Annotated in this window: 17 protein-coding genes and 1 pseudogene; 10 read left to right on the top strand and 8 right to left on the bottom strand. The window is 49.6% G+C overall.

Annotated elements, in window-relative coordinates; all coding sequences use genetic code 11:
* Positions 1–5: 5 nt before the first annotated feature.
* The 4 genes and pseudogenes from amrB to CVV44_19550 all read right to left on the bottom strand — a co-directional run bounded on the left by amrB (position 6) and on the right by CVV44_19550 (position 4640).
* Positions 6–926 carry an AmmeMemoRadiSam system protein B gene (gene amrB, locus CVV44_19565; protein PKL35729.1) on the bottom strand — a complete coding sequence of 307 codons (921 nt, stop codon included), beginning with the start codon at positions 924–926 and terminating at the stop codon, positions 6–8.
* A 5-nt stretch (positions 927–931) separates the two neighbouring features.
* A pseudogene (gene coaBC / locus CVV44_19560) lies at positions 932–2120 on the bottom strand (bifunctional phosphopantothenoylcysteine decarboxylase/phosphopantothenate--cysteine ligase CoaBC).
* Positions 2120–3937, bottom strand: a complete 1818-nt coding sequence (locus CVV44_19555) for a hypothetical protein (GenBank protein PKL35728.1) — start codon at positions 3935–3937, stop codon at positions 2120–2122. Before CVV44_19555 ends, coaBC begins: the two are co-directional and overlap by 1 nt.
* A complete protein-coding gene (locus tag CVV44_19550; GenBank protein PKL35727.1) occupies positions 3894–4640 on the bottom strand; it encodes an RNA polymerase subunit sigma in 747 nt (248 codons plus the stop codon). Before CVV44_19550 ends, CVV44_19555 begins: the two co-directional genes overlap by 44 nt.
* Positions 4641–4922: 282 nt before the next feature.
* Between CVV44_19550 and CVV44_19545 the strand changes: the two genes are divergently transcribed.
* The 5 genes from CVV44_19545 (at position 4923) to CVV44_19525 (ending at position 9877) form a co-directional block, all read left to right on the top strand.
* A complete protein-coding gene (locus tag CVV44_19545; protein ID PKL35726.1) occupies positions 4923–6371 on the top strand; it encodes a glutamate--tRNA ligase in 1449 nt (482 codons plus the stop codon).
* Between the two features lie 14 nt (positions 6372–6385).
* Positions 6386–7378 carry a thiamine-phosphate kinase gene (gene thiL, locus CVV44_19540; protein PKL35725.1) on the top strand — a complete coding sequence of 331 codons (993 nt, stop codon included), beginning with the start codon at positions 6386–6388 and terminating at the stop codon, positions 7376–7378.
* A 16-nt stretch (positions 7379–7394) separates the two neighbouring features.
* A complete protein-coding gene (locus CVV44_19535; GenBank protein PKL35724.1) occupies positions 7395–8087 on the top strand; it encodes a hypothetical protein in 693 nt (230 codons plus the stop codon).
* A gap of 2 nt (positions 8088–8089) precedes the next feature.
* The gene (locus CVV44_19530; protein ID PKL35723.1) at positions 8090–8878 is read left to right on the top strand and encodes a hypothetical protein; all 789 of its coding nucleotides are present in this window, start codon (positions 8090–8092) and stop codon (positions 8876–8878) included.
* A gap of 666 nt (positions 8879–9544) precedes the next feature.
* Positions 9545–9877: a hypothetical protein gene (locus CVV44_19525; GenBank protein PKL35722.1), complete on the top strand. Its 333-nt coding sequence runs from the start codon at positions 9545–9547 to the stop codon at positions 9875–9877.
* 23 nt (positions 9878–9900) lie between these two features.
* Here the strand turns inward: CVV44_19525 and CVV44_19520 are convergent, their stop codons facing one another.
* Complete coding sequence (locus tag CVV44_19520; protein ID PKL35721.1) at positions 9901–11442, bottom strand: hypothetical protein; 1542 nt, start codon at positions 11440–11442, stop codon at positions 9901–9903.
* Positions 11443–11767: 325 nt separating this feature from the next.
* On the opposite strand from CVV44_19520, the gene CVV44_19515 reads away from it, so the two are divergent.
* From CVV44_19515 to CVV44_19495, 5 genes are all read left to right on the top strand, one after another.
* Positions 11768–12295 carry an SET domain-containing protein-lysine N-methyltransferase gene (locus CVV44_19515; protein PKL35957.1) on the top strand — a complete coding sequence of 176 codons (528 nt, stop codon included), beginning with the start codon at positions 11768–11770 and terminating at the stop codon, positions 12293–12295.
* A complete protein-coding gene (locus CVV44_19510) occupies positions 12204–13232 on the top strand; it encodes a hypothetical protein (GenBank protein PKL35720.1) in 1029 nt (342 codons plus the stop codon). The genes CVV44_19515 and CVV44_19510 overlap by 92 nt, the downstream gene beginning before the upstream one ends.
* Positions 13233–13298: 66 nt before the next feature.
* Positions 13299–13619: a hypothetical protein gene (locus tag CVV44_19505; GenBank protein ID PKL35719.1), complete on the top strand. Its 321-nt coding sequence runs from the start codon at positions 13299–13301 to the stop codon at positions 13617–13619.
* Positions 13620–13671: 52 nt separating this feature from the next.
* Positions 13672–13866 carry a hypothetical protein gene (locus tag CVV44_19500; protein PKL35718.1) on the top strand — a complete coding sequence of 65 codons (195 nt, stop codon included), beginning with the start codon at positions 13672–13674 and terminating at the stop codon, positions 13864–13866.
* Between the two features lie 155 nt (positions 13867–14021).
* Complete coding sequence (locus CVV44_19495; protein ID PKL35717.1) at positions 14022–17153, top strand: hypothetical protein; 3132 nt, start codon at positions 14022–14024, stop codon at positions 17151–17153.
* A gap of 12 nt (positions 17154–17165) precedes the next feature.
* Here CVV44_19495 and CVV44_19490 read toward each other — a convergent pair whose 3' ends face one another.
* From CVV44_19490 to CVV44_19480, 3 genes are all read right to left on the bottom strand, one after another.
* Complete coding sequence (locus CVV44_19490) at positions 17166–18917, bottom strand: glutamine--tRNA ligase (protein ID PKL35716.1); 1752 nt, start codon at positions 18915–18917, stop codon at positions 17166–17168.
* 97 nt (positions 18918–19014) lie between these two features.
* Complete coding sequence (rsmD, locus tag CVV44_19485) at positions 19015–19626, bottom strand: 16S rRNA (guanine(966)-N(2))-methyltransferase RsmD (GenBank protein ID PKL35715.1); 612 nt, start codon at positions 19624–19626, stop codon at positions 19015–19017.
* Positions 19623–19835, bottom strand: a complete 213-nt coding sequence (locus CVV44_19480) for a disulfide oxidoreductase (protein PKL35714.1) — start codon at positions 19833–19835, stop codon at positions 19623–19625. Before CVV44_19480 ends, rsmD begins: the two co-directional genes overlap by 4 nt.
* Between the last annotated feature and the right edge of the window lie 68 nt (positions 19836–19903).

The raw sequence follows: 19903 nt of genomic DNA, 5'->3' as shown, positions 1-19903 counted from the left end.
TATTGCTACCGCATGATGGCGGCGGAAAGATATCCCACCACCTGGTTTTTGTCCCCGGCCGTATCGCCCGATGTGGCATATTTCAAAATCTCAACCCTGCCGGCGCCCAATTTTTTACTGAGCATCACACCGGTCAGCACCGGCCCCTCACCACATGCCTCGGCCCCATGCTTCAGGGCCTCCTTTATCTTCTGCTCACTGAAGGTCCGAAGACCGTCCATAAAAATCGCATCCAGGCTCTTCGCCGATTCATAGGAGTGGTAATGGGACAGGTCCGTTGAAATTACGATGGCAATTTTCCGTGCATCCCCGTCAATGGCTTCGGCAATTCCCCCGGCCAGTTCCCGGCACACGTCCAGATCGATGGTCCCGATAACCACCGGTACCAGGGTAAAACTGTCAATAACGCTCTGGAGGAAGGGAACCTGCACCTCAAGGGAATGCTCCATCTGATGGGCCTCCTTGAGGAACGAAAAATGAGGCTTTTCCACGAGTTTGCGGCCTATGGTCTCGTCGATTTTTACATTTCCAAGAGGAGTCTCATATTCTCCCCCGGGGATAACCGAGGCACCGTTGAAACGGCCCCGGTGTGAGGGAGCCAGCACTATGACAACCTCGGGTTTCAGCTCTTTTAAAAGCCGGTACGAATAGGCCGCCACCGGCCCTGAATAAATATATCCGGCATGGGGGGATATGACCGCCACCACTTCACCCTGAACCTGCGACGCATCGGCATCGTCGAGATACCGTGTAATCACGTGCTGCAGTTCCGATTTTTCCGCAGGATAGAACGCCCCTGCCACAACGGGTTTTCTGTGCCACATGATCCGACCTCCTTCCGGTGAAAGATACCTGCACGCAGGGCATATACTACTTTCAATATACGGCACTACAACGATCTTTCCAAGAATTTGAAAGCATGACATTTTTCTTAGTGTGAAAGCTGCGTCTCGATCCGGTCAAATATTTTTACCGCCACATCGGCCTTGGACAGAATGGGAAGTTTTATCCTGACACCGTCGCGGTTGAATATGACGATTATATTGGTTTCCGTACCAAAACCGGCACCCTTGCGGGACACGTCATTGAGGCATATCATATCCAGGTTCTTGCTTTTCAGTTTACCCAGGGCGTATTCTTCAACATTGTCGGTTTCAGCGGCAAATCCCACGACAAAGAGGTGATCAAGGCCTCCCTCCTGTCGCTTTACGGCCACATTTTTGAGAATATCCGGCGTCTTTTTCAGTGTAAGGGTTAACTCATCTTCAGTTTTTTTAATCTTGGTTGCAGAAGGGGATGCTGCAGTATAATCGGCAGGGGCAGCCGACATGATGAGAAGGCCATAGTCCCTGATTTCATCCATTACGGCCCTGAGCATATCTCCGGTGCTCTCAACTTTCACGGTGCGGTACGGTTTGTCTTCCACGAGTTGCATATCGATGGGACCATGGATAAAGACCGTTTCACCGCCGCGCCTGAAAGCCTCGTCAGCCAGGGCGATGCCCATTTTCCCCGTTGAGGGGTTGGATATGAACCGAACCGGATCCAGCCATTCCCGTGTCGGTCCACCCGTTATTATGATTTTCCTGTCCTTAAAGTGCATTTTTTGCCGCCTTGAAGATGGTTTCAATGTCCGCCAGTTTCCCCTGCCCTTCATCACCGCAGGCCACGATGCCCGTTTCGGGTTCCACGAAGAGGACTCCCCATGACTTCAGCTTCGCCATGTTTTCCTGCACGGCCCGGTGTCCGTACATATTGGGATTCATTGCCGGAGCAATCATGACGGGACAATCAACGGAAAGGAACGTGGTGCTGAGCAGATCATCGGCGATGCCGCCCGCGAATTTCCCGATTACATTGGCCGTGGCCGGCGCCACCAGGAAAAGCGAGGCATTATCCTTCAGCGAGATATGTCCCATCTCACGCCTGTCCTGCGCGTAAGAATAGGTATAGACGGGATTCCCCGTAAGCGTTTCAAAAGTAAGGGGCGAGACAAGATTAAGCGCGTTCTCCGTAAGCACGGTATGAACGGAAAAACCGTCCTTGACGAAGAGACGCGCCAGGTCATAGGCCTTATAGGCGGAAATGGATGAGCTGACTCCAAGAATTATTTTTTTCATTATCTTTTAAATATCCTCTCAAGATCTTCTTTCCTCAGGGCATGCACGAAGGGGCGTCCATGGGGACAACGCAGTTCATGCTCGCCGCTGAATATCCTGTTTATCATAACGGTCATCTCGCTGCGGCTGAGCAGGTCCCCGGAACGTTTCGCCGCATGACAGGCCGCCGATGCCGCAATGGATTTTCTCACGTCCCTTTTCCCGCGCTCATCGCGTATCTCATCGATGCATTCATGGACAAAGGCTTCAATATCCACTTTGCCCGCAACGGCAGGAAAGGTCCGTATGGTGATTGTTTTATCAGAAAACTCCCCGATGTCAAACCCAATTTCGGAAAATCTCTCAATACTGTCCATGACAACATTGAAGTCATCCAGGGGCAATTCCATCATGACGGGAAACATGAGCTCCTGAATCTCCATGGTGTGACCAGGTTTCATGAGAGCATCGAAAATAAAACGTTCATGGGCTGCATGAAAATCGATGAAACTGAGAGAGTTATCCTTTTCCACCATGATATAGGTGTCAAAAACAGTTCCCAGTATGCGGTAATCTTCCTGCCCGGTGAGAGCCGTGTACAGGCCCGGAAGCTCTCTCAAAGGAAGAGACTCCGTTTCGACGGGAGAATCTGCAGTGAATTGGCGGTACGTCGGCTGTTCATCACGGCGCGGGCCTGCCGGCACGGAGATATCCTCGTCGCTTCTTCCGCCTTCTTCTTCCTCTATGGTGTCGGGCCTGCGAGCCGTTTCCCTGAAGAGGGAGGCATCCATGGCATGGGACCGGTTCAGGGCCTTTTCAGCCAGGTGCAGCACCAGACTGTCCATGTAGCGCTGATCAAAGAGTTTCACTTCCCGCTTGGCCGGGTGTATATTCACATCAACGAGCTGCGGATCGATTTCGGTAAAAATAATAGCGGCGGGATATTTGCCTTTCACGGCAACGGCCTCATAAGCCCGGGAAAGGAGAAAGCCCAGGTAACGGTTTTCCACGGGACGCCCGTTTATGTAATAGAGCTGCATGTTTCGTGATGACCGGAGAAAATCGGGCTTCGAAAAAAATCCGCCGACGGACACCTTCAGGTCCTGAAGCGTCTCATAGTACAGCTGACCGAAAACTTCATCGCCGTAAATCTGGCGGACCCTTTCATCGATGGTCCCGGCGGCCCTGAGGGTGATATTGCGCTTCCCGTCCACATCGAGAGAAAATTCGATGCCATGATTGGGCAGGGCCAGGCGAAGAAAGGTTTCGCGGAGAAGCTTCATCTCCGTATTGCGGGCCTTGAGGAATTTCTTCCGTGCCGGTACATTAAAGAACAGGTTCTCCACGATGACCGTGGTTCCGGCAAGACCGGCATAGGGGCTCACGGTATGCGCGCCTCCCTCGTTGGTGATACGTGTTCCCGAGGACTCCGACATTGAACGGGAAAGGATGGTCATTACTGAAATGGAGGCAATGCTGGACAGCGCCTCTCCCCTGAAACCGTAGGAACCGATATGCTCGATATCATGAACGTCGCGGATTTTGCTCGTGGCATGGTCGCACAGGGCAAGCTCCATATCCTCACTGAAGATGCCGTGACCATTATCGGTAACCGTGATCTTTTTTAAACCGGCCTCCAGGACCTGGACCTGTATGGCCGTGGCCCCGGCATCAATGGCGTTCTCCATCAGTTCCTTGACCACGGAAAAGGGTCCCTCGACGACCTCACCGGCGGAAATCTTATTCTTTATGTTTTCAGAAAGTAGCTGTATCCGTTCCAAGACATGTCTCCCGTCATGTACCCTTGACGGCCTGCACCAGGAGGGGAAGCATTTCACCGGCCCGCCCCTCGATGAAAATATCGGTTATGTGACTGGAGAAGGGCGTTCTTTCCACGTTGACCTCGATTATAACGGCGCCGTTCTTTTTTGCTTCAAAGGGGATTCCGGCGGCTGGATACACGATGGCCGATGTCCCCACGACAAGTACGGCGTCGGCCATCTGCGTGAGAACATTGGAATCCAGGAGCGCGCTGCGGGGTATCATCTCGCCGAAGAAAATAACCGCCGGTTTCAAAATCCTGTTGCACTTCGGACAGCGGGGGATTTCTTTTTCCGCGATATTGAAGGATTCCATGCCGAATCCCCCATGACATCCCAGGCATTCCAGCCTCGTGGCATTACCGTGGTATTCCACCACCCGGGTGCTCCCGGCGCGCTGGTGCAGGTTGTCGATGTTCTGGGTGATAATGCCTTTGAGGTAACCCAGGGATTCCAACTCGGACAGGGCATAGTGCCCCGGATTTGGTTCCGCTCCGGCCGTAACATCGATCATGTCAAAAATCATATCCCAGGACATGCGGGGATCTTTTTTGAAGGTTTCGATCGTGGCATAGATCGCGGGGTCGTATTTTTCCCAGAGACCTCCGGCGCTGCGAAAATCGGGGATACCGCTTTCCACTGAAATACCCGCCCCGGTCAGAGAGATAAGGTTTTCCGACCCCTTGATGGCCTCTGCGGCCTTTTTGATAGCGCTATCCATATATTTTTCCTGTGCTGGCCCTGATTTTTATATATTTTTAACAACATTCGAACTATCTTTATTAAAACGGATACTGAAATACCGGCGCCTTTTATCAATGAAAAACGATTCGGGCCGGAACAGGCCAACATATTTCCCATGACTGAAGTAATGTCAATGAAAAAAGCATGGCAGCCATGATTATACGTGATTATAAGAGAATATTGTTTAATCCTTTTTTAATTGACAATACAGCGATACCCTCGACATGCTCTTCTTCATTCTATATAATAGTGCAAGGAGATTCATATGCGCGTACGTTTCGCACCCAGTCCCACGGGATTTCTGCATATCGGCAACGCAAGGACCGCCGTAATAAACTACCTGGTTTCCAGGAAATACGGAGCTAAGATGGTGCTCCGCATCGAGGACACGGACATGGAGCGAAGCACCGGGGAATCGGAGCTTTCCATCATGGACGACCTGCGCTGGATGGGCATCAGTTGGGACGAGGGTCCCGACAAGGGCGGTGAATACGGGCCATACCGGCAGTCGGAACGATTCGATATATACCGCCAATACACGGAAAAACTGCTCGCCGGGGGCAAGGCCTATCACTGCTACTGCACCAAGGAAGAACTCGAAGAAACCCGCAAGGGCGCCGACGGCAGTACGGCCTCCTTCACCTACAATGGAAAATGCAGAAACCTGAGCAGGGAGGAAACGCAGCGCTTCATAGATGAAGGACGTAAACCCACGGTGCGTTTCCATGTACCCGAGAACGAAACTGTCACCATTAAGGACCACCTGAAGGGTGACACGCAGTTCAACTCCAATAATATAGGCGGCGATTTTATCATTGTCCGGTCCGACGGCGTACCGGTATATAACTACATCGTGGTCATCGACGATGCCCTGATGAACATAACTCATGTGGTTCGCGGCGAAGACCACTTGTCCAATACGCCCAAGCAGATACTCATCGGAAAAGCCCTGGGGCTGCCCATTCCCGAATTCGCCCACATGCCCCTCATCCTGGGCCCGGACCGCTCAAAGCTGAGCAAGCGGCACGGCATAACCTCCGTGGACCTCTACAGGAAAGAGGGATACCTTCCCGAGGCGCTCATGAATTATCTAGCCATGCTGGGATGGGCCACGGAATCGGGCGAGGAAATACTCCCCTTTGACGAACTGCTGAAACATTTTGAGCTGGACGGCCTGGGCAAAAGCGCTACGGTCTTTGATTTCCAGAAACTGCGCTGGATGAACGGCCAGTACATACGCAGCTACGCAATCCCGGCCCTCACGGATCTCATGATTCCATATATCGAGCAGGCAGGCTTTAGTCCCTCATCGGTTCCCCGGGAGAAACTGGAGTCCATCATCGCCCTCCTCCGGGGCAGCTGCGAGGTCCTCTCCGACATCGGCAGATTTATCCCCATCTTCCTTGAGGACGCGACCATTCCCGACGAAGAAGCCGATGCCATGCTCAGGGAGGATTACGCCCGGGAGATCATCACGGCAGCGGCGGATCTTATCGATAAAGAAATCAACGCTGAAAATTTCGCCGCGGAACTGATCCATAAAATAAAAGATAACAGCACGCAGAAGGGGAAAAAGCTCTTCATGCCCGTAAGGGCACTGGTTACGGGACGGCTCAAGGGCCCGGACCTGGAACAGGCCCTTCCCCTCATCGGCTATGAAAACATCAAAAAACGGATCTCATACTGCATTAAAACATATTGCTCGTAACGGGAACGGTTTTTATGCCAATCAACAGTGAATGGGACCTTCTTGACAGAATAACAAAGCAGATACGATCGGGACTGCCGGAACACCTGCCTGACCTTTTGACCGGCATTGGTGACGACTGCGCCGTGTACCGGCTCGGCCCGGACCGGTTCGGCCTTTTCTCTACGGACATGAGCGTCGAATCGGTCCACTTCATTACCGGTAAAAGCTCGCCGGAAGACATCGGCTACAAGGCCATGACGGGCAACATTTCAGACGTCAGCGCCATGGGCGGCGCCTGCAGGCTTGCCCTGGTGGCCCTGGGCGTACCGCCCGGCACCGAAGAGGATTATATCGCATCGCTGTACAAAGGAATGACCGAAGCGGCATCCATGGCAGGCCTGGCCATTGCCGGCGGTGATATTTCAAGTTCAAAAGAACTGGTCATCAGCATCAGCATCTACGGGGAAACGGCAGGATATGATCCTGTCCTACGAAGCGGCGCGCGCCCGAACGACACCATTTATATAACGGGAAGCCTAGGCGAATGCCGGGCCGGACTGGACCTCCTCATGAACGACGACCCTGCGGGAATGACCGCGTACCGCGGACTTACGGAAAAACATGACCGTCCGCCCTGCCGCGCATCCATAGTGGAACCGCTGATGAAACTCTTTAAGCCCACGGCTATGATCGATATATCCGACGGCCTCCTCTCGGACCTGGGTCATATTGTGAAAGAGAGCGGCAGGGGTTTCCTGCTAAAAGAAGAATTATTTCCCTGTACGCCCCTCTTAAGGTCCTATTGCGCCGAAAAGGGCCTGGAGCCGGAAAATATCTTTCTCAACAGCGGCGAAGAGTATGAGCTCCTTTTCACCTCAGCGGCAAGACCCGGCGAGGCGGCAGGTGAAATAAATGGAGTAGCCGTGACCCCCATCGGCACTATCCTGGACAAGGAATATTTTATCGAAAAACAGGGCGCCAAGATACCGGTGACGCTTTCGGGTTTTGACCACTTTAAGAAATGACCGTGGAGAAGATGTCATGTTAAAAAAATTATCATTCATTATTATACTGTTCCTTGCGGCCCTGCAGTGCGGGAAAAGCGCCCCAACAGCCATCCCCATGGGATCATGGAACTACCGACTGCTCATGAACGGCGTGGCTATCGGCAAAGCCACCATATCGAATGAACTTAAAAACGGCATATACACCTCGGGCATGGAGATGACCATGGAAATGGGCCGCATAAAAAACACGGCCCGGCAGGTAACGGTTGAAACCGATTCATTCCAGCCCATAAAGCTGGAAATACTGAACACGGTCGTTAACGGCAGCGACGTACAGAAAATGCATACCACGGCACTTTTCTCGGGTAAAAACGTGACGGTCAACACCGATGGGATGGAATCGACCGTCACTATTGAAAAACCCTTTATCCTGGACGGCAACTTCTTCATGTCGCAGCTGCTGAAAGAAAAGTTCAAGCCGGGAGCCAGGGTCTCGGCATACCTTTACGATCCGACGTTTGAACTTGAAGAACCCGTGCGGGTCATTGCCAGGGTCATGGGCAGTGAGAATATAAGCATTGATGGAAAAACCATTTCCGTCATTCATATTGTACAGGCCATAGAAAACTTCAAGAATATCGATATATACATCGATGAAAGCGGCGTCACACAGAAGGCAGTCATCGTCATGCTCAACAACAAAATTGAGCTTCTGAAAGAACAATAGCAATGAAGACCCTGGCTATCATACTTTCCTCTCTATGCTGCGCCTGCGCTCTCACAGAGGCATCGCCGCAGTCCGTAGACTTCTCATCCTTTTCCGTGGAGGTAAAGGATTTCACCGCGAAAGTCTATGGAGAAAAAATATCGGAATACATGCTCCATTCCACAGACGAAGCCTTCGAACCCGAGACAACGCCCTTCCAGAAAATTGTAAAGCAGTATAAAAGCAACGGTAAGACCGTAATACTGCGCTGCGGCGATTTCTCTTCGCATACCAGTGCGGGCACTGATATGAAAAAATACCTGGGCGATACGAGATTCCTGAATCTAACCTCGCCGGAGGTAAAAAACCTGGCCCACCGGTTTCTTGCGGGCAAAAACCAGCCTGTTAAAGTAGAACGCTTTGTCTCGGAATTTATCGATAGGAAAACCCTGGGCATTCCCCTGCTTCCCGCCGTAAACGTCATACGGAGCCGCAGCGGCGACTGCACGGAACACACGGTTCTCACCGTGGCCCTGCTGCGGTCCCTGGGTATCCCTGCCAGGGCCGTCATGGGCATGATTCTCGTTCCCGAATTTGGCGGCCGCCGCAATATCTTTGTCTACCACATGTGGGCCGAGGCCTTCTACGGAGGCCGCTGGCATCTCATGGACGCCACGAGGCCCGGAGAAAAGGACCACAACCGATACATTGCCTTCGCCTTCCACAGCCTTGCCTCGGAGATGCCCCTCTCCTATTTTCGCGTAATCGCCGCGATCCAGGACCTGGAAGTGCGTTACCTGAAAGGGAAGTAAGCGACAGCATTCTACCAACATGCTTTCATAACTTCATTCCCTCACATGCTTTTGAAATGAATTTTTTAAAAGAGCACCACGGGGAAAGCACAGGGAAAGAAAAAGAAAAAAGAAGAAGTGTGGTTTTTCTATTCATAGCTAAATCAATTTTGGTTTATAAACTACAGGTATCCGGAAGCTTGATTTTTTTTGGCTCATTCCGTATTGTTGGAATTTTGCCATAATACCTGAAATCAGGTATAAATTAAAGAATGTAATCACGCAAAGGCGCTAAGACGCAAAGTGTTATGCTGGATACAACATGCGTATATCGCATCCTGATTTAAAGGTTATCAAATGAAACCATTTAAAAACTTTGCGCCTCTGCGACTCCGCGTGAATTATTATTACCTTTTTTACCCGGGTATAGTTAAATGCAAAGCGATATAATTATTCTTTACATTCATTGGCATCTATCCCTCTCCGGTGGAATCAAAAATCCCAGGAATCCGGAATGAGTTATTTTTTTAGATATATTTTTTCAATGGCGTTTTTTCTGGCTGCAGACTATAAACCCACTCTCCCCACCCCCTGTGCCTCTGTGACCCCGTGGTTGCATTTAAAAAGTTTTATATTTTTAATAATTTTATTGCAATATCACCGGTTTTCTGCAAGCATGTCTAAAAAATGGCGAATCACAACAACAGCCAATGCCTGCAGTGCGGGAAATGCTGTCTTGCCAACGTCTTTTCTCTGTATACCGAAAAAGATCTGGAGCGATGGAAACAGGAGAAAAGGTATGATATACTTCATGTGATGGAACACTGGCAGCCCATATGGGCCGGGGACCATCTCATTTCGGCGGGAACGGGCATGTACCTCCACGGGTGTCCCTTTCTGAAGTATATGGAAGACCACACAGCCTGTTCCATATATGAGACCCGGCCCAAGATATGCCGCGACTATGAGCCGGGTTCAAGCAGGATATGCCCTACCTGGGAAGCCGGGGACAGTGAATAGATCCTCCGGCCCCGCTGCCTTAACTATCGCAGGCGCATATCCATAGGCTTGCGTTTCTCGTCTTTTTTCCTATCCTGCGTATTATCAACATTGCTGCCGGTAAAGAATACATATTCCGCACCGAGGCCCACGGCCAGAATTTTCTTCTGGAAGGCTTCCTGTCCTGTGACCTCTTTCTGTTTGGCAAAAATCGTGGCTGAAAAACCCGCGTTCAGCGTCAGGTCCTGCAGGGGCTTGTAAGCCACGCCCACACCCACGGTATGGCACGACAGGGAAAATTCCAGGTCATTATAGGTATTCTTGTTACCCGTCGTATTGGTGTACTGGTATCCCGTGCCGAACTTCAGCCAGTTGAAGGGCTTGTATTCTATACCGAAGGAAACATCAAAAGGGTTGCCGTAATCGTCGTCGTAGACGTTCACATCTTCGGCCGTATCCTCGGCGTTGTCGGCCATCTTGAGGAAATAATAGGTGAAGCTCACGCTGGCCGAGAGCCACGACATGATGTCGTAATGCACGCCCGCGGCGATGAGCATGGGCAGGTCACGATTGGTCTTGCGGCCGTCGACGAACATGCCGGCGAAGTCCTTTCCATCATTTACTTTCTCTTTGAACTTCAGCACCGTGGCGTCCTCGAAACGGAGACCCACGAGCAGGCTCTCCAGATTGAAAGCCTTTATACCGAAGAGCTGAAAGGGACGCACATCTAATCCGATGATCTTGCCGAAACCCAGGGCGCTCGTGGAAGCGTCCAGTTCCACGCGTTCGGTTTCATTTTCTGCATCATTTATACCGTTTGCAACGGTAGGACCGTAAAGTCCGCTTCCAGAGGCAATAGGATCTATAATATATGCTGAATATCCCTTATACGTGTTGAGGGCATACATGACGCGAACACTCAGAGACAATGACAGCGCATCCATGGGTTTCACGGCCATCCCAACAGTGCCTGCCAGATACATGGAGCTGCCTTCGATGGCGCCGCCATCCCAAGTAACTGTTGTGCCGGACAAATCAACATTATTCTGGACTTCTTCCAGGGCGGATTCATAGGTGAATAATGCCCCGATTATAGGGAAAGTATCAAGTTCTTGAGCAGCCTGATCCTGAATGATGGGAATCGCCGCCTCTTTCACCAGCGATACATACATGGGCATCATGGGTACCCCGCTTTTATAATTCACAGAACCGCCGCCGGCCGGGACATTGAAGGCGCCGAAAAAGGCGATGTTCCCCTTCTTGTACACGGCATAGAGGTCCGGCAGGAGCCACACGGGCTTCTCGGACTTATACTCCTGTCCCTGGTAGGTGATGATATAATCGAGTTTGGGAACGATCTGGTTCCCGGCATTGATATAGAGACCGTCCCTCAGGAAAACCGTGCCTGCCGGGTTGTAGTTCACGATGTCTGCGGCATCCGTAGCGGCGTTCCTGCTTATGGTGCGGTGATATTCGGCGCTCTGATTGGGAAGATAATCGATATTCGCGAATCCATGCTGCACAGATATCAGCGCGGAAAAAATCAGTAGAATTAATAGTACCTTTACATACATTTTGCTGCCCATACACATCCCCTTTTTCTGTTTGATTGAAAATTGACCCTATAATGTCATTGATGCACCATACGGCCGGTCTTTTTTTTCAATAATGTAAACACTGTTCATTTTGTCAATTCTCTTTGTCCTCATTGGAAATGCCATTTTCTGATTTCAATAAAATTTTTCAAAAATAGAAATCACCGATAAATCTTTATGTCCCCTCAATTATGCTTGATTTTATGCCGGGTCTGGTCATCTATTGCACATCATTTCAGGGGCAGAAAAGGCGCCGCGGCATTTTCCCGTCGTTCCCATAGACATCGCTGCACCCCTGCCATGTTTCGGGGGATGTATGATAACAAAGCAATCCACTCCGGCCTCGGGCTCGGGGCTTTACACTGACGAAGCCATTAAAAAGGGGACTATCCTCTTCAGCTATGATGACTGGGTCGAGGATGAGAAGGAGGGATGGGTAACCCTCACAACTACGGAGATGCAGTCACTTACCGGTGAGAAGAGATCGCTTTTTCTCCGGTACTGTTATGACCTGGATTTCGGCAAAATCATCGGCACCTTCGACTGGACCTGCGCCCGGCACATAGCCAATTACATGAATCACAGTTGCGACCCCAACATGATCTACGATTCCCGCGACAATATTATCGCCCGCCGCGACATAGCACCGGGCGAGGAACTCACCGTGGATTACGGAACCTTCATCGCCAATTTTGACCAGGAATTTGTCTGCTCCTGCGGCGCACATAACTGCAGGAAGAAAATAACGAAAGATGACTGGAAAACCCTGGTGCCCGTCTACGGCATCCATTTCGCCGCCTTCATGCAGGAAGAAATCAAAAAACTGCGGAAGGAAAGGGCATAGGAAAAGGAATCTTTTCATGGGCCCCCGGGAAGAAAACTCCATGACAGACCACGCCTTCGGAATTTTCAACATTGAACTGACCAACCGGTGTCCAATGCGCTGCGTCATGTGCCCCAGGACAAAATCTATGACCCGCCCGCAGGGATTCATGGATTTTGAGCTGTACAGAAAGGCCATCGATGAACTGATCAGCGTGAATCCCCGGTTCGCCGGAACACAGATTCTCTGGCTTCACCACTTCGGCGAGAGCCTGCTCCACCCCAGTTTTGATCTTTTTATCAGGCATGCCAATGCACAGGGTATACACACGGGCCTCTCCATTAATCCCTGGATGCTCACAGACCCCGTTTCAGAGAAACTGATCCATGCCGAACCGCATACACTGTACATTTCCCTGGACGGCCATGACGATGAATCCTTCATGAAAATCCGCGGCATGGAAAAGGCCTATACCGTATCCCATGAACGGCTCATGCGCTTTCTTCACCTTAAAAAAGAGATGAAGTCCGAAACCACCGTCATTCTTTCCATGATTGATTTTTACCGGAACAGTAAAAGCATCGATGCACGCAGGGAATACTGGGAGTCCATGGAGGGAATTGATTCCTTTCTGCCGAAGACTTTCATAACCTGGGACGGTTCCTGCAAAGAAATCAATGAGCTTACGGAAGGGGAAAGCGGTTATAACAAACCGGAAAAATCTCCAACGGTGACCTGCACATTCCCCTTCGAACGGATGACCATCACCTGGGACGGCACGGTCGTCCCCTGCTGCTTTGATTTCAACAACAAGTATGTCTGCGGCGACCTCAAAATACAGTCTCTCCGGGAAATCTGGACCGGTGAGAGGATGGAATCGCTGCGGAAAGAATTCCGCGAAAACAGGGTCACGAACCCTCTCTGCCGCAGTTGCGAAAAGCTGTATGAAAAAATTTAGAGTAATTATTTACTTTACTATTGGCAAAATTATGATTATATTTGTCGCGGTCAGAGGCGTCTGGACATGTTAAAAGGCCGACACATAAAAACACTTATTGCTTTCTTTACAGCACTGTACCTGTTGGGGTACAGTCTTGCATCGGCCTACCCTGTTGAGAACTCCCGGCAGCACAGAGACGACCACAGTTCCGAAATTGTTTTCATCAGCGAAGCGGCGCCGGCGTCAATTGTTTATCTGCATAAGCTTATCATAACCGTGCATGCCTTAGCCGATACTGTCCCGATGCCCGCTCCTTCGATAAAAAGCAGAAAGGGATTTTCAGCAACTATTCAAATATTTCTTCAGAATAAATATCCCCGATGGAGCTCCTCCACTTTTCTCTGACTCATCTTCATGTTTCCCTGCAATTATAACTATTAAAACATGGAGAAAACATATGAGTCCTCTTGGCGTAACACTGTTTACAGCGGCCTTTGCCGCAGTGTGTATTTTATTTGGAGATTATTATGGCAAGCTTCATTTCTCATACGGGGCATGGCTTATTATAACCATTATAACCGCTGCTGTTTTTGTAGCAGATATAATCTTCGAACAATTTATACAGAAGGATAAAAAGGAAATAAAAGAATAATGTTTCAATGACGCCGTAGACGCTTTAAAAGCGGCTGCGGCGTTAAAACAATCCGGCTCTTAACCCACTGGTCCTTATCGATTTAAATACTTGACCGTTCCCCCTTTTCACTGTATACTTCAAAGCAGCCGAAAGATAGGGGCTCCAATCAGGAAATGAAAATGAAAACGGCCTTAACATTACCCGCCATAGTACTACTGCTTGGCATTGCCATAACCCCGGCCCGGGTCATGGCATCGACAATAGAACTTACCGGGGAAGAAAAGCAGTGGCTCCATGAACATGACGGTAAAATAATCCTGGCCCCCGAAACCAATTATCCTCCTCTCCATTTTCTCGATGAATCAGGCTCTTTCACCGGTATGGCCGAAGATTATCTAATTATACTGGAAAAGCGGCTGGGGTTCCATTTTAAAAAGGTGACGGTACATGAGTGGGCATCCATGCTGAGTATGGCCAAAAACCGGGAAATCGACGTCATCATGACCATTGTTAACACACCGGAGCGGCGGGAATACTTCAACTTTACCACGCCTTTCTTTCATTCTTCCACCATGATAATCGTACGACAGGATGACCAGTCCATCAACAGCATGGAAGATCTTCCCGGTAAAAAAGTAACCGCGACAAAAGGTTACCAGGTAATCAATTATGCAAGCGAACATTTCCCAAAACTTGACATAATCCAGGTACCCGATGAGCAGACTTCACTGAAGATGGTGTCTGAAGGAAAAGCCAGGGCAGCTCTTGTGCAGCTTGATGTAGCCTCGTATTATATAGAAAAGCTGAATATAAAAAATCTGCGCGTGGCGGGGGAAACGGGACACACATACGATTTTTCCATCGGTTCCAGGAACGACTGGCCTATACTGAACCGTATACTGGAAAAAGGACTCGCTTCAATTACACCCGATGAACGCGAGGAAATCTACAGGAAATGGATACATCTTGAACAGGCATCGTCCCATATGGAACGAAACCGGCTCAGGTCACTGGTCATACTCTTGTCTGCCGGCATAGCAATGATCCTGGCCATAATCCTTTTCCTTAAATTTCTAAAAAAATCCATGCATGTTGCGCGCCGAAATGATGGGCCCGCGAGCATTGTATCCATCCGGCAGCTTCTGTCGGGCAAATATCTTTATCTCACCGTTCCCTTAATTGCCAGCATGTTCATACTGGCCTTTCTGATCTTAGCCGGTTTTTATTATTATATGACTGCGGACAGCCCTGAAATAAAACTCACCGACGAAGAACAACAATGGCTGATGAACAATAATAACAAGACAACTCTTGCCGTGAATCCCGTATGGGCGCCTATAGAGTTTATCGATGAAAATGGCGTCTACACCGGTTATACCGCCGATATAATAAACAAAATTGAAAAAAAACTTCAGTTTTCCTTTAAAATCGTCCCCATGAGCAGTTGGGATAATACAATCATCAGCGCTAAAACCGGTAAAGTTGATGTCATTGGGTTAATCAGCCAGACTCCGGATCGTTCCCTCTATCTATCCTTTACCAAACCTTATTTAACGGTTCAGAATGTCATCCTGGTCAGGAAAAATTTAAAAAATAATCTCACACTCGCCGATCTCAGAAATTTCAAAACAGCTCTCGTCAGAGGAACAGCTCTTGAGGGTTACATTAAATCCCGCTTCCCCGGGGTGCCGATCAATCTCGTCAACAATGAAACCGAGGGTTTGCGAAAATTGTCTTTCGGTGAGGTTGACGCAATGGTTACCAGCCTGCCGGCAGCGTCATGGATTATAGAAAGAGAAGGACTTATAAACTTCCGTATTGCCGGTGACGCAGAATTCAGCTACAGCCTGTCAATAGCTTCGCGGAAGGATATCCCCATACTGCACAACATTCTCGAGAAAGCCATGAACCACATAACTACCAATGAACAACAGCAATTGAAAAAAAAATGGTTGGGCCTGAACTATGACATTGAATCGGACCATAACTTCTTCATTATGCTGATGGTATCTACCGGCATTTTTATATTCATAATAATCTTAATCCTCCAATGGAACAGGAGCCTTAAAAAACTGGTGAATATCAGGTCGCAGGAACTGGCCCGGGAACTGGCTGAACGGACCAAGGCTCAACAGGAAGCGATGCAGCAAAGCGATTTCAATAAAATATTCATTCAAGCCTCGCCGCTATTTTATGTGGCCCTGGACGGGAACGGCCGTATACTGATGATGAACGATGCGGCGCTTAGGGCCCTGGGATACAACCTTGATGAGGTAATGGGCGGTGATTTCATCTCCCTCTTTGTTACTGAAGAGGACAGGGATGCTGCGCAGGAGGTTCAGTGCGGGCTATCTTCCTGTCCGTCGGAATCGACAAGACAATTCGACATCATTTCTCGGAGCGGCCGCATTCTCACCGTGGAATGGTATTCCTGCTCACTTTTCAGGAGGGACGGATCGTTCGATTTTTTATTCAGCATGGGAACGGACATCACGGAACGTAAACGCACCGAGGAAATAATGCTCCAGACGGAAAAAATGATGACAGTGGCCGGACTTGCCGCGGGCATGGCCCATGAGATCAACAACCCACTGGGAATAATAATGCTGGCTGCTGAAAGCGTCAAGCGACGCTTTGATATAAACAACGCCCAAAACCTTAAGACAGCTGAATCGCTCCACCTTGACCTCCCGCAGATGCACGGTTATCTGGAGAAACGTGAAATTTACAAATACCTTGAGAGCATACAGAATGCCGGTTCCCGCGCCGCAAAAATCGTAAGCAATATGCTTCAGTTCAGCAGAACGGCCGGCACGGAAAAGACATCCACGGATATAAACAAGCTCATCAATGATTCCATCGAACTGGTTTCCAGCGATTATGATATGAAGAAAAACTATGATTTCAAACACATTATTATAAAAAGGGAATACGACATGGCCCTGTCCAGGGTTCTTTGTATAAGAAATGAGATCGAACAGGTTATTTTTAATATACTAAAAAACGCGGCCCATGCTCTCAATGAAAAAAGAGATGAAGAATTCGAACCCCGTATTACCATCAGGACCATGGAGCAGGCGAACAGGGCCGTCATCCATTTATCAGATAACGGCCCGGGCATGGAGGAGACTGTGCGCTACAGAATTTTTGAGCCCTTTTACACGACAAAACCCGTGGGCGACGGAACCGGCCTGGGACTCTCGGTGTCCTATTTCATTATAACGCAAAACCATCACGGATCCATCAGCGCCAGTTCACAGCCCGGCGAAGGAACCACCTTTACCATCACCCTGCCCTTCAGCTGACAGGCAGCTTTGCTACGCCTGCGGGGTTTCCTTCATGGACTTCTCTATCTTGGCCCAGGTATCACGCAGCGCCACGGTCCTGTTGAAAACAAGCCGTTCACCGGTTGAATCGGGATCAACACAGAAATATCCGTGCCTTAAAAACTGGAACCTGTCTCCGGTTTTGGCACTGCCCAGTCCCGGCTCCAGCATGCAGTTGTCCAGCACGACAAGAGAATCGGGATTGATATTATCCAGGAATGTCTTCCCCTCTTCCGCTTCATCGGGATTCTCTTTGATGAAAAGGTGCTCATAGAGCCGCACCTGGGCATTCACGGCATGGGGAGCCGATACCCAGTGCAGCGTCCCCTTCACCTTTCGTTCCACGGCCCCCTCACCGCTTTTCGTGGCAGGATCATAAGTACAGCGGAGTTCCGTGATGCGGCCCTGGCCGTCTTTTATCACTTCCTCGCACCTGATGAGATATGCGTGTTTAAGCCGGACCTCCGCTCCCGGGGCCAGCCTGAAAAATTTCTTCGGAGGATCCTCACGGAAATCATCCTCTTCAATATAGATTTCCCTGCTAAAAGGAATTTTTCTCGTTCCCATTGACGGGTCTTCGGGATTGTTTTCCGCCTCCAGTTCCTCCACTTTCCCTTCAGGATAATTTGTGAGCACCACTTTCAAAGGACGGAGTACGGCCATGGCCCGTATCGCTTTTTTATTCAGATCTTCCCTCAGACAGAATTCAAGAAAAGCAATATCAACGGTGCTGTCCGCCTTTGCCACACCGATCCTCTCGGCGAAATCCTGGATGGCTTCGGGAGTATATCCACGCCTGCGGAGCCCGGCGATGGTAGGCATGCGCGGATCGTCCCATCCCTTTACATGTTTTTCCTTAACGAGTTGCAGGAGTTTCCTCTTGCTCATGACCGTGTAGGTGAGATTGAGACGAGCGAATTCTATCTGCTGGGGATGATGTATACCCAACTCACGGCAAAACCAATCATAAAGAGGACGGTGAATCTCGAACTCCAGGGTGCAAATGGAATGGGTAATATTTTCAATGGAATCGGATTGCCCGTGGGTATAGTCGTACATGGGATATATGCACCACGTATTCCCTGTGCGGTGATGTTCGGCCTTCAATATGCGATACATTACGGGATCGCGCATATTGATATTACCCGATGTCATGTCTATTTTAGCCCGCAGGGTCTTTGACCCGTCGGGGAACTCTCCGTTTTTCATTTTCTCGAAAAGATCGAGGTTTTCCTCCACGGACCTGTTCCGGTAGGGGCTCTCTTTGCCCGAAGAGGTGAGGGTCCCGCGGTGCTCCCTGATTTGATCGCCCGTAAGATCACAAACATAGGCCTTCCCGGCCTTTATCATCTGTACAGCCCATTCATAGAGCTGCCCGAAGTAATCCGATGCAAAATAGAGATGCTCTCCCCAGTCGAATCCCAGCCAGCGAACATCGGCCTTGATGGATTCCACATACTCATCCTCTTCCTTCACGGGATTGGTATCGTCAAATCGAAGGTGGCAGCGTCCCTTGAACTCCCGGGCAAGACCGAAGTTCAGGCATATGGATTTGGCATGACCAATATGAAGATACCCGTTCGGTTCCGGCGGGAAGCGCGTAACGACCTGCCCATTGTTTTTATTGTTCCTGATATCTTCGCGGATAATATCCTTGATAAAGTTGGAAGGAGTGGTTTTCTCTTTCTCAGCTTCACCTGCGGCATCGGTTTCACCGATTTTCCCATCACCGTCGGATTTCATTTGGCACCTCTTTTACAGCAATTTATTAGAAAAATCAACAGGGACTTTACATAAACAACTATGAGCATGTCCCATTTACTACAAAGGTATTATACGGCTAAATATTATCAATAGTATTGTCCGTATCCTGTGTTACAAATTTGTAAAAAGAAAGGGCTGTGCTGCCGTAATCCCTTCTTTTTATGAAAGAAAAGCCCCGTATATTCCGGTCAAGCTCATTGGCGCTGAAATGCTGGAGTACGACAACGGCCTTTTCACAAATATCGCGGTAGCGCCCCACTTCATCGAGAATTTCAACATAGACCGGAACCTTGCCGCTGATTTTTTCATAGGGCGGATCGATATAGATAAAATCGAAATACCGTTCACGGTTGTGGAGAAACCTGAGAGCCCGGAACGCCGGGTAATTCAGGACCTGGGGCCTTTCAGCTTCAGGGAACTGCGTGGCATAATGCCGGATAAACTCATATCGCCGGCGGTCCGATTCATTTATGACCACCCCTTTGGCACCCCTGCTCACGGCCTCAAAACCGACCTGTCCTGAACCGCCAAAAAGGTCGAGGAAATATTTCCCGTTTATATCGCCCAGAATGGAAAAAAGGGCCTCCTTTACCTTCTGGGGGGTGATATCAGCGTCATTGAACTTCCTCACGTCGAAGGGAATAACTCTTCCCCGGTAGCTGCCGGCAATAATACGAACCGACTTCATGATCCCGGTCGCATGGCCTTATTCAGTTCTTCGACAAAAACCTTCACATCAATTCCGTTATTGACGGCCACCTTCATGATGGTATCCTCGGCAGCCCCTTTACAGCCGATACAGTAAAGATTATATTTCCTGAACACCTCGGCAGCCTTCTTCGATTGCTTCAGAACATTTGCCACTGTCATATCAGCCGTTACCTTCATGAGCCCCATACCCCTGCATATTTTTCAAAAATATCTTATCTCTTGTATAGCAATAAAAAAAATGCAATGGAAAAATG

The organism is Spirochaetae bacterium HGW-Spirochaetae-1 (genome assembly GCA_002839375.1).
In the GTDB taxonomy this organism is placed as follows: domain Bacteria; phylum Spirochaetota; class UBA4802; order UBA4802; family UBA5550; genus PGXY01.
This window is presented reverse-complemented; position numbering and strand designations above follow the sequence as displayed.

What these genes read in the sequence shown, in the direction of transcription:
- rsmD (PKL35715.1), bottom strand. Translation starts at nt 19,626, where the DNA reads ATGAAGTCGGTTCGTATTATTGCCGGCAGCTACCGGGGAAGAGTTATT.
- CVV44_19535 (PKL35724.1), top strand. Translation starts at nt 7,395, where the DNA reads ATGTTAAAAAAATTATCATTCATTATTATACTGTTCCTTGCGGCCCTG.
- CVV44_19525 (PKL35722.1), top strand. Translation starts at nt 9,545, where the DNA reads ATGGCGAATCACAACAACAGCCAATGCCTGCAGTGCGGGAAATGCTGT.
- CVV44_19550 (PKL35727.1), bottom strand. Translation starts at nt 4,640, where the DNA reads ATGGATAGCGCTATCAAAAAGGCCGCAGAGGCCATCAAGGGGTCGGAA.
- CVV44_19505 (PKL35719.1), top strand. Translation starts at nt 13,299, where the DNA reads ATGTTAAAAGGCCGACACATAAAAACACTTATTGCTTTCTTTACAGCA.
- CVV44_19500 (PKL35718.1), top strand. Translation starts at nt 13,672, where the DNA reads ATGAGTCCTCTTGGCGTAACACTGTTTACAGCGGCCTTTGCCGCAGTG.
- CVV44_19530 (PKL35723.1), top strand. Translation starts at nt 8,090, where the DNA reads ATGAAGACCCTGGCTATCATACTTTCCTCTCTATGCTGCGCCTGCGCT.
- CVV44_19495 (PKL35717.1), top strand. Translation starts at nt 14,022, where the DNA reads ATGAAAATGAAAACGGCCTTAACATTACCCGCCATAGTACTACTGCTT.
- CVV44_19510 (PKL35720.1), top strand. Translation starts at nt 12,204, where the DNA reads ATGACTGGAAAACCCTGGTGCCCGTCTACGGCATCCATTTCGCCGCCT.
- amrB (PKL35729.1), bottom strand. Translation starts at nt 926, where the DNA reads ATGTCATGCTTTCAAATTCTTGGAAAGATCGTTGTAGTGCCGTATATT.
- CVV44_19490 (PKL35716.1), bottom strand. Translation starts at nt 18,917, where the DNA reads ATGAAATCCGACGGTGATGGGAAAATCGGTGAAACCGATGCCGCAGGT.
- CVV44_19520 (PKL35721.1), bottom strand. Translation starts at nt 11,442, where the DNA reads ATGGGCAGCAAAATGTATGTAAAGGTACTATTAATTCTACTGATTTTT.
- CVV44_19480 (PKL35714.1), bottom strand. Translation starts at nt 19,835, where the DNA reads ATGGGGCTCATGAAGGTAACGGCTGATATGACAGTGGCAAATGTTCTG.
- CVV44_19515 (PKL35957.1), top strand. Translation starts at nt 11,768, where the DNA reads ATGATAACAAAGCAATCCACTCCGGCCTCGGGCTCGGGGCTTTACACT.
- thiL (PKL35725.1), top strand. Translation starts at nt 6,386, where the DNA reads ATGCCAATCAACAGTGAATGGGACCTTCTTGACAGAATAACAAAGCAG.